The sequence below is a fragment of the Streptomyces sp. NPDC023838 genome (assembly GCF_040639555.1).
Classification (GTDB): Bacteria; Actinomycetota; Actinomycetes; order Streptomycetales; family Streptomycetaceae; genus Streptomyces.
This window is the reverse complement of sequence record NZ_JBFAAD010000001.1, coordinates 91823-105312: the sequence shown is the minus strand read 5'-3', so window position 1 is coordinate 105312 and position 13490 is coordinate 91823. Positions and strand designations below refer to the sequence as shown.

Below are 13490 nucleotides of genomic sequence, written 5' to 3'. Positions count from 1 at the left end.
CACGACCGTGGGCTGAGTCCCCGTCGCCCCCACCGCCCCCGACGCCCGCCCCGCCCCACGCGGCCCCGTGCGATCCACGGAGCCGTCCGCACGACCGCCTCCGGCCACGACCGTGACCGGGGCCCCGCAAACCGCCCCGACGACCTCAGGGACCACCATGCTTCCCCTCTCCGCCTCGCAAGAGATCGTCTGGCTGCACGAACAGATGCAGCCCGGCAGCCGTGCCTACAACTTCACCGCCGCACTCGACCTGTGGGGCCCCCTCGACACCGAGGCGCTGCGCCTGGGGCTCGCCGCCACTCTGGCGCGCCACCCCGGTCTGCGGCTCGAACTCGTCGCCTCCACCGGGTCCGTGCCGGGGCAGCGGGTCGCGCCGCAGGTCGCGCCGCGGCTGCACACGCGTGACCTCAGCGGGGAGGACGACCCGGAGGCGGCCTTCGCGGACCTGCTGCGCACCGAGGCGGAGACGCCGCTCGACACCTTCGAGGCGCCGCTGATCCGCTGGACGCTGGTGCGGCTCGCCGACCGCCACCACCGGCTGGTGCACGTCGAGCACCACCTGATCCACGACGGGCACTCCTTCGCGATCCTGCTCGACGACGTCTTCCGCGTCTACCGCGCCCACGTGCTGGATGAGAGCCTCACGCTCCCGCCCGCCCCTTCGTACGCGGACCACGTCCAGGCACAGGCCGAGGCCGCGTACGCACCCGAGTCCTTGGACTTCTGGCGGACCGAACTGCGCGACCAGCCCCACGACTTGCCGCTTCCCGGCCTCGCCCGGCCCGGTGCCCGGCGCAGGCACCACGGCGGACAACTGCGGCAGACGATCGGCGCCGATCTCGCCGAGCGGCTGCGTGAGCACGCCCGTACGCGCGGCCTCACCCCGTTCGCGACGCTGCTCGGCCTGTTCGCCGAGCTCCTGCGGCGGCACAGCGGCCGCTCGCGGATGGTCATCGGCACGGCGGTGGGAAACCGGCCGCGCGGTTACGAGGACGCCGTCGGGATGTTCGTCAACACCATCCCGCTGGCGCTCGCCCTGGATGCCTCGGTCCCCGCGCAGGACACCATGGACGAGGTCACCGACATCCTCATCCGCGCCCTGCCGCATCAGGACGTACCGGTCCAGGAGCTGACCCGGGCCCTGGGCATGCACACCTCCGGCGCCGACAACCCGCTGTTCTCCGTCATGTTCAGCGCCCATGACGCGCCGCTGCCCGAGATCGACCTGCCCGGCCTCGACATCACCCTCTTCGAGGGGTTCAACACCGGCACCACCCGCTTCGACCTGGACGTGGTGCTCCTGCCGGACGACCGGCGCGGGGTGACCACGCGCCACGGCGCGCCCGGTATGACCCTGGTGTGGGACTACGACGCCGACCTCTTCGGCGAGGACGTCGCCCGGCTGCTCTCCGGCCGCTTCCTCGATCTGCTGCGCGCCTATCTCGACGCCCCCGAGGCGGCCCTGGCCGATCTGGCTCCGGCCGCCGTGGAGCCGCCCACCGAGGCGGTTCCCGTGCCGGCCGACCGCGATCCGCTGGACCCCGTGGCCGCCCACCACCCGTCGCTGCCCGCGCTGCTGTGCGGCGCACGCCGCCTGACGTACGGCGAACTCGACGAGCGTGTCGCCTCGCTGGCCAAGCGGCTGCGCGCCTCGGGCGTGCGGCCCGGCCAGCCCGTCGCCGTCGTCCTGCCCCGGGGGGCCGACTCGGTCCTGGCCCTGCTGGCGTGTCTGCGCACCGGCGCCGTCTACTGCCCGCTGTCCCCGTCCGACCCGCCGGCCCGGCTCGCCCTGCTGCTGGAGCGGCTCGCCCCGGCGCTGGTCCTCACCGGCGACAGCACCCCGGCCCTGCCGGAGTCGCTGCCGGCCGCCCGGATCGACGCGACCGTGCTGCCCCCGGCCCGCGCGGCCGACGTCCTGCCCGCCACGACGTACGTCATCCACACCTCCGGCTCCACAGGCACACCCAAGCCGGTCGCCGTCGGGCGCGCGGCTCTTGAGCACCACATGACCGCGACCGCCCACCGGTTCGGCCTCAGCACCGCGGACCGGGTCCTGATGTTCGCCCAGCCGTCCTTCGACGTGGCCCTGGAGGAGGTGCTCCCCACCCTGCACGCCGGCGCGTGCCTGGTCGTGCCCGAGTACGAGGTGCCCACCGGCGCGGAACTCGCCGAACTGCTCGCCTCCGCGCGTGTCACCGTCGCCAACCTGCCCACCAGCTACTTCCTCGCCATCCGCGAGGAGTTGCGGCCCGCACTGCGCGACGAGAGCTGGGCGCCGAGGCTGCTGGTCCTCGGCGGCGAGCGGCTGCCCGCGCAGGCCCTGCGCGGCATCCTCACCGACACCGACGCCACCGTCCTCAACGTGTACGGAGTCACGGAGGCGGCCATCAGCTCCACCGTCCACGAGATCGCCCGTGACGCCCTCATCGAGGACGCCGAGATCCCTCTGGGCACCGAACTGCCGGGCGAGCGCGTCCATGTCCTGGACGCCCACCACCGGCCGCTGCCGTCGGGCGCCGTCGGCGAACTCGCCATCTCCGGACCGGGCCTCGCCGAGGGCTACCCCGGCAACGCGGAGGTGACGGCGGCCCGCTTCGTCACCGTCGAGGCACTCGGCCACCAGCGCGTCTACCTCACCGGCGACCTCGGCTACCGCGGCTTGGACGGTCTGCTGTACTTCCTGGGACGGCGCGACAACCAGATCAAGCTGCGCGGCCACCGCATCGAACTGGAGGAGATCGAGGCGGCGGCGTCCGCCGCGCTCGGCGGCCGGTCCTGCGCCGTCGTCGTGGACCGCGACAGCCCCGCCGCACCCCGGCTCGTCGGCTTCCTCGAATACGGCGCCGACCAGGGGGACTTCGACGAGAAGGCGCTGCACGCCGAGCTGAGCCGCCGTCTGCCCGGCCCGTTCGTGCCCGCGGTGTGGGACCGTCTGGACAGCATGCCGACCCTCCCCGGCGGCAAGCCCGACCGGACGGCGCTGACCCGCCGTGCGGCGGCGCTCGCCCCCGTGGGCCCCGCCGCGCCCGAGAGCGTGACGGAGGGCGGGCAGGGGCCGGAGACGGCAGCCGTGCCGGACGATCCGATGACGGCCCTGCTCACCCAGGGCTGGCGCGAGGTCCTGGGACACAGCCGCTTCGACGCCCGCTCCCACTTCTTCCACAGCGGCGGCCACTCCCTGCTCGCCGCCGAGCTCGCGGCCTGGCTGGAGCCCCACCTGGGCCTGCGCCCGCCGCTGAAGGTCCTCTTCCGCAACCCGGTGCTCGCCGACCAGGCCGACGCGCTCGCGGCCACCGCCCCCCTCACCACGGAGTCGTGATGACCCAGACCACGCCCACCCCCGACACCGCCGCCGCGCCCCTCGCCACCGCGAGCGCGCCGAGCGTCTTCCACGGCCCCGCCGCCGAGCCGACCACCGTGCTCGCCCGCTTCGAGGACTGGGTACGGCGCACCCCGCAGGCCCCCGCCGTCATCGACGGCGCGCGCACCTGGACCTACCAGGACCTCGACACCGCGGCCGCGCGCGTGGCCACCGCTCTGCGCGACCACGTGCGGCCCGGAGACCTGGTCGGCGTCTGCCTCGACCGCTCCACCGCCCTGGTGGTGACCGCCGTCGCGCTCGCCCGGATCGGCGCCGTCTATCTGCCGCTGGGGCCGCGCCCCGGCGAGCGGCGCACCCAGGCCGTCACGGAAGACCTCGATGTCGCCTGCCTCATCGGCGACCCCAAGATCCTGTCCGAAGGGCACCGCGGCGGGCGGCAGGCTCCGCTGCCGCTGCCCACCGACGGCGTGAACGCCCCGGCCGCCCCGGTGGCGGCGTTCGCCGCGCACGACCGCGGTACGCGGCGCGCGCCGCAGGGCGCCCTGTACGCCGTGCTGACCTCCGGATCCACCGGGCGCCCCAAGGCGGTCGCCGTGGCCGAGGACTCGCTGTCCGTCGCCCTCGACTGGTACCGGGCCGAGACCGGCCTGGCTCCCGGCGACCGTCAGTCCCTGCTCATCGGCGTGGCCTTCGACCCGCACCTGCTGGAGCTGTGGGCCGGACTGACCTCCGGTGCCGCACTCGTCCCGGCGCCCGACGACACCCGCTGGGACTCCCACGTACTCACCGACTGGTGGCGCGACGCCGCCGTCACGGTGGCTGTGGCGGCCACCCCCACCGTGGAACCGCTCCTGGACCGGCCGTGGCCCGAGGGCCTGAAGCTGCGTCACCTCGTCGTCGGCGGCGACCGCATGCGCCGCCGCCCCGGACCCGACGTCACCGCCACCGTGCACAACGCGTACGGTCCGGCCGAAGCCACCGTCGTCACCACCACCTACGCCATGCGCGGCACCGACGCGCAGGCGGGTGAGGTCGCACCGCCGCCGATCGGCACCGCGCTGCCGGGCGTCACCGTCGCCGTCACCGACCCCGAGGGCCTGCCCGTCGCCCGTGGGCAGGACGGTGAACTGCGCATCGGCGGCCGCTGCCTGGCACTCGGCTACCTCGACCCCGACCTCACCGCACACCGCTTCACAACTCCGGCGCAGCACCCGGCACTGGCCGGGGTCGACCGCCTCTACCGCACCGGCGACCGCGTACGGATGAACGCCGACGGCAGCCTGGAATTCCTCGGCCGCCTCGACGACCAGGTCAAGATCAGCGGGGTGCGGATCGAACCGGCCGAGGTGGAGGCCGCCTTCGAGCAGGACCCCCGCGTACGCAGCGCCGTCGTCACCGTGGCGCGCGACGGCCTGGACCACGCCCGTCTCGTCGCGCACATACGCCCCGCCGAGGGCTCCGAGCCGGTGGCCGGCGACCTGCTCGCCGCGGTCCGCGCCTGGCTGCCCGAGCAGGCCGTGCCCGCAGCGGTACGAATCGTCGACGGCTACCCCCTCGACGCCAACGGCAAGGTCGACCGGGCCGCCCTGGCCTCCCAGGACACAGCCCCCGCGCCCTCGGTCACCGTCGACGACCTCGCCGCCGCCACCCCCACCGAACAGCTCGTCCTCGCGACCGTACGCGACCTGCTCGACCGGCCCGAAACCACCCTCGGCGACAACTTCACCGACATCGGCGGCACCTCCGTCGTCGCCGCCCGGCTGCTTGCGGTCGTCGAGCGCGAGACAGGGCGACGTCCACGCGCCCACGAGCTGCTGCGCAGCACCGACCTGCGCGCCTTCGCCGCCCTCCTCGACCAGCGTCGGACCCCGCAATCGGCAGGAGCCTGACATGACTTCCACCCTTCCGCAGCCCGCCGACACGGCGGATCGCGCACCCGCGACCCCTCCCGGTGCCCACACACCCGGTGCCGCGCCGGCGTCGGCGGCGGCTTTGCCGGCACTCGTCGCCCAGCACGCCGAACGCACCCCCGACGCCCTGGCCGTGGTCGACGGCGACACCATCCTCACTTACAGCCGTCTCGCCCAGGAGGGGCGCGCCCTCGCCGCCCACCTGCGGGACCACCAGGTGGTCCCCGGCGACCGCGTGGCACTCCTGACGGCCCGCTCCGCCCGCACCCTCATCGCCCAGCTCGCGCTGTGGTGGGCCGGAGCCGTGTGCGTGCCGCTCGACCCCGCCCAGCCCCGGCCCCGTACCGAAGCGGTGATCGCCGACGCGGACGTCACCCTCACTCTCGGGGACGCGAAGCTGCTGGACGCCGCCGCGCTCACCGGCCCGGTCCTGGCCCTGCCCGAAGCGCCGCTGGGCGACGGTGACTTGGTGGACGAGGCCGACCCGGAGAGCCCGGCGTTCATCATGTTCACCTCCGGCTCCACGGGGCGCCCCAAGGGCGTCACCATCGCGCACCGGGCCATCGCCGAACTGGTCACCGCACCGGACTACCTCACCGTCACCGCCCGCGACCGCGTCCTGTTCCACTCCCCGATGACCTTCGACGCCTCGACGTTCGAGGTGTGGGCCGCACTCGCCAACGGCGCCGCAGTCGTCGTCTGCACCGTGCAGCGCCCCTCCCTGGAGGACCTGGCCCGGCACGTCGAACGCCACGGGGTGACCGTCGCGTTCTTCACCACCGCCCTCTTCCACCAGCTCGCTGCCCGCCGCTCCCGCGTCTTCGCCCAGCTCCGCTCGGTGATCGTGGGCGGCGAGGCCATGGCCGCCGCGCCCGCCCGTGACGTGCTGACCGCCTTCCCCTGGCTGGAACTCGTCAACGGCTACGGGCCCACCGAGACGACCACCTTCGCCACCGCCCACACCGTCGCCCCGCACGACTGCGACGCACCGCTGCCGATCGGCAGGCCCATCGCCGGAGCCACCGTCCACGTCCTGGACGCCGACCGCCGGCCGGTCCCCGACGGCGCGCGGGGCGAACTGTGGATCGGCGGCAGCAGGCTCGCCCACGGCTACGCGGGCCGGCCCGACCTCACCGCCGAGCGGTTCGTCGACCACCCCGACGCCGGCCGCCTCTACCGTACGGGCGACATCGTCTCCCGCAGGCCCGACGGCATCCTGGACTTCCACGGCCGCGACGACGACCAGGTCAAGGTCCGTGGCTTCCGCATCGAGCCCGCGGAGGTCGAACACGCTCTGCGCCAGCAGCCGGACGTCGACGACGCCGCCGTCACCGTCGATCGCACCAGCCCCCTCGAAGCGCGGCTCGTCGCGTTCGTCGTCGCCGCCCCGGGGGCCACGCCCCCTGCCACGGCGCTGCCTGAGCGGCTGGCCGCCGTTCTGCCCGCCCACCTCGTGCCCGACACGGTCACCCTGGTGGAACACCTTCCACTCAGCCCCACCGGCAAGGTCGACCGGCGCGCGCTCACCGAACTCGCCCGCACGGCCGCCCATGGCCCCGCCGAAGCGCCGGTGGCGGCACTGACACCACTGGAGCAGGCCGTCGCCGAGGTGTGGAGCCAGGCACTGGGCAGCGAAGTCACCCGTGCCGACGCCGACTTCCTCGCCCTGGGCGGCCACTCCCTCCTCGCCCTCGCCGTCACCGACGACCTGCGCGAGGAACTCGGCGTCGAGCTCGCCCTCGCCGACTTCTTCGCCGCTCCGACCGTCGCCCAGCAGGCCGCCCTGGTCGAACGCGCCCTGCTGGCCGCCCACAGCGACCTTCACCCCGAAACCCCGGAGCACAGCGATGCCCACTGACGCCGACCCCACGGCGCGCACTCCCCAGCAGCAGCTCCAGCGGGAACTGCTGCGCCGGGCCCGCGCCAAGGCCGCCGGGCACCCCCCGGCAGCACACGACGCGTCCCCGGACGCGCGCGTCCCCGCGCCGGGGGAGCCCAGTCGGCGCGGTGGCCGCCTCCCGCTCTCCCGCGCCCAGCGCCGCCTGTGGCTGGTGGAACGGCTGGGCGGTGCGGGCGACTCGTACCACGTCCCCTTCGCCACCCGGGTGCGTGGCCCGTTCGACGCGGCCGCGTTCGCCACCGCCCTCACCGCGCTGGTGGCCCGCCACGAGATCCTGCGCACCCGCTACACGGAGCAGGAGGGCGAGCCCTGCCAGGAAATACTGCCGCCGCCGCGGACCGTGTCGGTCCCCGTCGTCGACAGTCCCGCCGCGCACGCCCCGGCGCTGCTGCGGCAGGAGGCGGCGCGGACGTTCGACCTCGCGGTGGGCGAGGCCGTACGGGCACTCGTCCTGCGCCACGGGCCGCAGGACCACACCGTACTGCTGACGCTCCATCACATCGCTGTCGACGGTGGCTCACTGCAAACCGTCGCCGACGAACTCGCGGTCCTGTACACGGCGGCCACCGACGACGGCAGCCACACCCTGGCCACACCACCGCAGTACGCCGACTACGCGCGCCGCGAGCACGACCAGATCCCCGGTCTCCAGGCGGAACTCAAACAGTGGAGCGGCCTGCTGGCCGACGCCGCCCCGCCCCGGCTGCCTCTCCCGGCCCAGGCGGCGGCGCACGACCCCGCCCGTCCGGCAGCGGTGCACACCGTGCCGCTCGCGCCCCAACTCCCCGACACCCTAAGGACACTGGGTGCCGAGCAGCGCGCCACCCTCTTCGCGGTGTCGCTCGCCGCGGCCTTCGCCGCGCTGCACCGCGTCACCGGCGACGACGACCTCGTCATCGGCGTCGCGGGCACCCACCGCAGCGGAACCGCCATGCGCGGCCTGGTCGGCCTGTGCGTCAACACCCTGCCCGTACGGGTCGACCTCTCCGGCGACCCGACCTTCACCCACCTGCTCCACCGGGTGCGGGACGCGCTGCTGGAGGCTCAGCGCCACCGGCACATCCCCTTCGACCTCGTCCTCGACCACCTGGGCGCCACAGCGCGCGGAACCGATGGCACCGCACTGGTCGGCGTCACCTGCGACGTCCTCGGCGAGCCCACGGTGCTCCGGCTGCCGGGCACGTCGGCCGAATACGTCGACATCCCCACCGACGGCGCGAAGTTCACCCTCTCGTACGGCCTGGACCTGAGCAAGGCCAGGCAGCCCAAGGCACTCGTCCAGTACGCCCCCAACGCGCTGGACGAGGCCGCGGCGCTGGCGACCGTACGGGATTACGCCGCTGTGCTCGACGCGGCGGCGGGTGACCCGAAGACCGCGCTGAGCAAGCTGCTCGGCCTCAGCACACAGCCGGCTTCCGGCAACCAGCCGGGTCCACACGCACCACAGCCGGCCGACCCGGACGGTGTCCCCGGGGCGCGGACTCAGCCGGTGGGCCGGACCGCCCCAGCGGCTCAGTCCACCCCTGCCGCAGGGGACGGTGCCCCGGGCGGCGCCGAGCACCCTGCGGCGCAGGCCCTGCGCGCCCATCCCCAGGTGGTCGACGCCATGGTCGTCCAGCCCGCCCAAGGGCCGCCCGTGGCCTATGCCGTCCTGAACGACAGCGTCGGCCCCTCCGGCAACGAACTGCTCGCCCTGCTGCGCCGCTCGCTCGCGCCCGAGACCGTACCCGCCGCGGTCACGCTGCTCGACGCACTGCCGAAGACCGCCGGCGCCACCCTCGACAGCACCCGGCTACCCAGGCTGCCCGCGCCCAGCGCCCTGTCCGGGCCGCGAGCCGAAGCCGTCACCGCGACCTTCGCCGCGCTGCTCGGTCCGGTCCCCTCGCCCGACGACGACTTCTTCGCGCTCGGCGGCCACTCCCTGGTCGCCGTGCAGCTCGCCGAACGGCTGCGTACACAGCTCCAACTGCCGCTCACCGGCCTCGATGTGCTCCAGGCCCGTACGCCCCGGGCGCTGACCGCACTGCTCGACGAGCGTGCGGCGCAGCAGAGCGCCGCGAAGGCCGCGAAGGCCGCGCGCAAGCCGGGCCGGTCCCGGGCCGTCCGCCCCGGCACCGTGTTGGTCACCGGCGCGACCGGTGGTGTGGGCGCGTTCCTGCTGCGCGAACTGGCCGCCCAGGGACGCCCCGTACTGGCCCTGGCCCGCCCCGAGTCCGCCCATCTGATCGCCGCCGACGGCGTCGACGTCGTCGAGGGTGACCTCTCCGATCCGGCCGGACTGCGGGACGCCGTCGCGAACGCCGACGCGATCATCCACGCCGCCTCCACCTTCACCCGCCCCGAGGTGGACCTGGCGGCGATGGAGGCGATGACCGGAGCCTGGCGGCGCGGCCCGTTCGTCTTCGTCAGCAGCGTCGACGCCTACGGGCACCCCCAGGCGGACCAGATCGCCGAGGAGTCACCGTCCCACGAGCCCGTCAGCCCCTATGGGCGGGCCAAGCTCGACTGCGAGGAGATGGTGCTGCGCGCCGCGGGAACCGAAGGGCGCGGCGGAGCGAGCGCCGTGCGGTCACCGCTCGTCTGGGGCGCGCACCAGCGGCTGCGCGAACAACTGCGCTGGGGAGCGATCGGCAGGCTCTACCAGTCCGCTCACGAAGGCGGCCCCATCGAGGTGCCGCGTCCCGGCACCGGCGGACACCCCTGGTACGGAGCCGCCTGGGTGCACGCGGCCGCCTTGGCCCGCGCGGTCACCGAATGCCTGGACCGCCCGCTGCACGGCGTCGCCAACGCCTGCAGCGGCCACGTGTCCTGGCACGACCTCGCCCACGACCTCACGGAACTGCTCGGCACCCGCGCCGAGATCCGCGAGATCGATGAGGTTCCGCAGGACCTCGACCACCGCTGGCACTACGACAGCCGACGCCTGGCCCGCCCGCTGCGGGCCAGGCCGGGCGAGGAGCGGCGGACGGTGCTGGCCGAGATGATCGACGGCCCGTGACGGTGAGCGCCTGAGGGCGTGACTCACCGGTGAGGGGCGCGACGCGATCGTGCGGACCCGGCCCTCGCCTCGCAGCGCGGGGCCGGGGGCCCGGGCGGGGCGGGGCGGTAAATGCCGTCCCGCCGGGCAATCAAAAACTGTTCCCGCCGTAGGAGAATTCGGTGCACCACGCGCTCAGAATTTCTCGCCCGACCGGGCGGAAGCGCATTTTGTGCAGTGCGGATTCCCCCATGCCGTGCTACTGTCGATCTCAGTTGCAGTTGTGGTTCCCAAAAACTTCAAGTGCCCTCGCCGCCCGTCAAGGCTGGTGGGAGCGCTTTTGTATGTCCCGGTTTTTCTCCGGGTGGGGTAATCATCGCAGTGACACGGCGTCCGCACAGTGCGGGTTCCGAGAATGCCCCGAAGGAGATTGACATGGCTGCTGGCACCGTGAAGTGGTTCAACGCGGAAAAGGGCTTCGGCTTCATCGAGCAGGAGGGTGGCGGTCCGGACGTGTTCGCCCACTACTCGAACATTGCCGCCCAGGGCTTCCGTGAGCTTCAGGAAGGCCAGAAGGTGAACTTCGACATCGGTCAGGGCCAGAAGGGCCCGACGGCCGAGAACATCGTTCCCGCCTGATCTTGACGTAAACATCGACGTAGACGCGGACGCGTCCGTCGCAGCTGGGGCCCGCACCTTGGGGTGCGGGCCCCAGCTCGTTTCATTTTCGGGCCACGGCCACGGTCCAGCCCGCATTCCAGCGGACCGCCGCGAGGAACACCTCCCGGTCCGCACCCACCCCGCGCTTCGCGCTTCGTACGCTGCGCTTCGTACTCCGCGTTCCGCGCTCCGCGCATCTGATCGGCTCGTTCTTGCGATTCCCCGTGCAGACCATTTTCCCCGGGAATTCCTTGATACGTGCCGCAGCAAGCAGCATCAAGGAAGGTTCCCCATGAACCGCTCACGCTCGAACGACCGTTTCACCCGGACACGCTCCGAAACACGCACGGGTATGCGGTCCGGCCCGCGCACCGGCTACGGCCGCCGCCCCTCCGCCCCCCAGGGTGAATTCGCGCCGCCGGTGACGCTCACCCCCGCACTCCCGGCCGTCGAGGCCTTCGCCGACCTGGACCTCCCCCGCCCCCTGCTCGCGGCGCTCACCGCCGAGGGCGTGACGGTGCCGTTCCCGATCCAGGCGGCCACCCTGCCGAACTCGCTCGCCGGCCGCGACGTCCTGGGCCGAGGCCGCACCGGCTCCGGCAAGACCCTCGCCTTCGGCCTCGCGCTCCTCACCCGTACGGCAGGACAGCGCGCCGAGTCCAAGCAGCCGCTGGCGCTGGTCCTCGTCCCCACCCGCGAGCTGGCCCAGCAGGTCACCGACGCGCTCACCCCGTACGCCAGGTCGCTGAGGCTGCGCCTCGCCACCGTCGTCGGCGGCATGTCGATCGGCAAGCAGGCCGGCGCGCTGCGCTCCGGCGCCGAGGTCGTGGTGGCCACCCCCGGCCGCCTCAAGGACCTCATCGAGCGCGGCGACTGCCGGCTGAACCAGGTCGCCATCACCGTCCTCGACGAAGCCGACCAGATGGCCGACATGGGCTTCATGCCCCAGGTGACCGCGCTCCTGGACCAGGTGCGCCCCGAAGGGCAGCGGATGCTGTTCTCCGCCACCCTGGACCGCAACGTGGACCTGCTGGTGCGCCGCTATCTGACCGACCCGGTGGTCCACTCCGTCGACCCCTCGGCGGGCGCGGTCACCACCATGGAGCACCACGTGCTCCACGTCCACGGCGCCGACAAGCACCAGGCGACCACCGAGATCGCCGCCCGGGACGGACGGGTGCTGATGTTCCTGGACACCAAGCACGCCGTCGACCGGCTCACCGAGCACCTGCTCAGCAGTGGCGTACGAGCCGCCGCGCTGCACGGCGGCAAGTCCCAGCCCCAGCGCACCCGGACGCTGTCCCGGTTCAAGACCGGCCATGTGACGGTGCTGGTGGCCACCAACGTGGCGGCCCGCGGCATCCACGTCGACGACCTCGACCTGGTCGTCAACGTCGACCCGCCCAGCGACCACAAGGACTACCTCCACCGGGGCGGACGCACCGCCCGGGCGGGCGCCTCCGGCAGCGTCGTCACCCTGGTGACGCCGAACCAGCGCCGCGACATGAGCCGCCTGATGGCCACCGCCGGGATCGTCCCCCAGACCACCCAAGTACGCGCGGGCGACGCCGAGTTGAACCGCATCACCGGTGCTCAGGCCCCCTCCGGCATCCCGGTCACCATCACCGCACCGGTGGCCGAACGCCCCCGCCGCAGTGCCGGCGCCCCGTCGCGTGGCCGCCGCGGCCGTACGGGACGTGACCGGCGCGTACGCGGTACGGACCAGCAGCGGCCGAGCGCGGAAGCGGCGGCGTAGCACCCGGCACAAGGCAGGGCCGGCACCGGCGCCGACCCCGCCCCTCTCCCCCCTCACTTCTCTCCACTCCCCCTGGAGGCACCATGCGCTGCGTCATCGCCCGTTTCCCGTTCGACCTCACCAAGAGCGGGGTGGAGGACGCGATGAAGGGCATCAAGCCCCAGCCCGTCGACGGCCAGTCCGTGCTCATCGGCCGCCGCCGCTACCCCGTCATGCAGGTCGGCGAGGTCATCACCCGGCAGGACCGCCGCGACTTCAGCGCCCGGGAGGTCGTCCGCGCCATGACCCTCCTCGGCTTCGCCTGCCGCGCGCTCCCCGAGGCGATGCCCGTCCGTGCGATGACGCCGCTCCAGACGGCGTCGGCGATGCTGGGCGCGCCCACTCCCGCGTAACACCCCAGCCGGGCCCCCGTGCTCGCACCCGAACGGATGAGGGCCCTGCCGACGCGCGTCGGCAGGGCCCTCATCGCTGTCCGGACTCGTCCAGAACGTCATCGGCGCGGAACGGCCACCACGGCTTGCGTCGGCATCTGGGACCGGGCGTCGTAGTCCTGGCGGGCAGCCAGGATCTCCCGGGCGTGTTCGACGGACCAGTCGGCGATCGCGGTGGTCAACCTGCCTGCGGCGAGGCCGACTTCGGTCAGCGCGTACTCGACGCGCGGCGGAGTGGTGGGATACACGGTGCGTTCGACGAAGCCGTCGCGCTCCAGGGTGCGCAGGGTCTGCGTGAGCATCTTCTGTGTGATTCCGTCGAGGAGTCGGCGCAGTTCGTTGAAGCGCATGGGGCCCTGCGCCCGTCGCAGTGCGGCCAGGACGTACATCGACCACTTGTTGGCCAGTACTTCGACGACAGTGCGGGAGGGGCAATCGCTGCGGTAGGTCGCATGCAGCGCCTCCGCCTCGGAGTGCTTCGACTCGGTATCCATGAGGTACCTAGATATCAAAAGGGTGCCTACTTTACAATCG

8 protein-coding genes are annotated in these 13490 nt (G+C 73.4%); 7 read left to right on the top strand and 1 reads right to left on the bottom strand.

Annotation, left to right across the window (positions count from 1 at the left end; all coding sequences use genetic code 11):
• Nucleotides 1-157: 157 nt before the first annotated feature.
• The 7 genes from AB0G17_RS00525 (at nucleotide 158) to AB0G17_RS00495 (ending at nucleotide 12917) form a co-directional block, all read left to right on the top strand.
• Nucleotides 158-3319 (top strand): amino acid adenylation domain-containing protein, encoded by a 3162-nt coding sequence (locus AB0G17_RS00525; protein ID WP_361373952.1) that lies wholly within the window; start codon nucleotides 158-160, stop codon nucleotides 3317-3319.
• Nucleotides 3319-5211, top strand: coding sequence for a non-ribosomal peptide synthetase (locus AB0G17_RS00520; RefSeq protein ID WP_361373950.1), 1893 nt, complete (start codon nucleotides 3319-3321; stop codon nucleotides 5209-5211). The genes AB0G17_RS00525 and AB0G17_RS00520 overlap by 1 nt, the downstream gene beginning before the upstream one ends.
• 1 nt (nucleotide 5212) lies before the next feature.
• Nucleotides 5213-7090, top strand: coding sequence for a non-ribosomal peptide synthetase (locus AB0G17_RS00515; protein ID WP_361373948.1), 1878 nt, complete (start codon nucleotides 5213-5215; stop codon nucleotides 7088-7090).
• Nucleotides 7080-10130, top strand: coding sequence for a condensation domain-containing protein (locus tag AB0G17_RS00510; protein ID WP_361373946.1), 3051 nt, complete (start codon nucleotides 7080-7082; stop codon nucleotides 10128-10130). The genes AB0G17_RS00515 and AB0G17_RS00510 overlap by 11 nt, the downstream gene beginning before the upstream one ends.
• A gap of 414 nt (nucleotides 10131-10544) precedes the next feature.
• Nucleotides 10545-10748, top strand: a complete 204-nt coding sequence (locus AB0G17_RS00505; protein ID WP_361373944.1) for a cold-shock protein — start codon at nucleotides 10545-10547, stop codon at nucleotides 10746-10748.
• Nucleotides 10749-11061: 313 nt separating this feature from the next.
• A complete protein-coding gene (locus AB0G17_RS00500; RefSeq protein WP_361373942.1) occupies nucleotides 11062-12525 on the top strand; it encodes a DEAD/DEAH box helicase in 1464 nt (487 codons plus the stop codon).
• Nucleotides 12526-12608: 83 nt separating this feature from the next.
• Complete coding sequence (locus AB0G17_RS00495) at nucleotides 12609-12917, top strand: SCO5918 family protein (RefSeq protein ID WP_361373940.1); 309 nt, start codon at nucleotides 12609-12611, stop codon at nucleotides 12915-12917.
• Between the two features lie 98 nt (nucleotides 12918-13015).
• Here AB0G17_RS00495 and AB0G17_RS00490 read toward each other — a convergent pair whose 3' ends face one another.
• A complete protein-coding gene (locus tag AB0G17_RS00490; protein WP_361373938.1) occupies nucleotides 13016-13450 on the bottom strand; it encodes a helix-turn-helix domain-containing protein in 435 nt (144 codons plus the stop codon).
• Between the last annotated feature and the right edge of the window lie 40 nt (nucleotides 13451-13490).

Excerpts from the sequence above, each read along its gene's own strand:
- AB0G17_RS00500 (WP_361373942.1), top strand. The coding sequence starts at position 11,062 with ATGAACCGCTCACGCTCGAACGACCGTTTCACCCGGACACGCTCCGAA.
- AB0G17_RS00490 (WP_361373938.1), bottom strand. The coding sequence starts at position 13,450 with ATGGATACCGAGTCGAAGCACTCCGAGGCGGAGGCGCTGCATGCGACC.
- AB0G17_RS00520 (WP_361373950.1), top strand. The coding sequence starts at position 3,319 with ATGACCCAGACCACGCCCACCCCCGACACCGCCGCCGCGCCCCTCGCC.
- AB0G17_RS00525 (WP_361373952.1), top strand. The coding sequence starts at position 158 with ATGCTTCCCCTCTCCGCCTCGCAAGAGATCGTCTGGCTGCACGAACAG.
- AB0G17_RS00510 (WP_361373946.1), top strand. The coding sequence starts at position 7,080 with ATGCCCACTGACGCCGACCCCACGGCGCGCACTCCCCAGCAGCAGCTC.
- AB0G17_RS00505 (WP_361373944.1), top strand. The coding sequence starts at position 10,545 with ATGGCTGCTGGCACCGTGAAGTGGTTCAACGCGGAAAAGGGCTTCGGC.
- AB0G17_RS00515 (WP_361373948.1), top strand. The coding sequence starts at position 5,213 with ATGACTTCCACCCTTCCGCAGCCCGCCGACACGGCGGATCGCGCACCC.
- AB0G17_RS00495 (WP_361373940.1), top strand. The coding sequence starts at position 12,609 with ATGCGCTGCGTCATCGCCCGTTTCCCGTTCGACCTCACCAAGAGCGGG.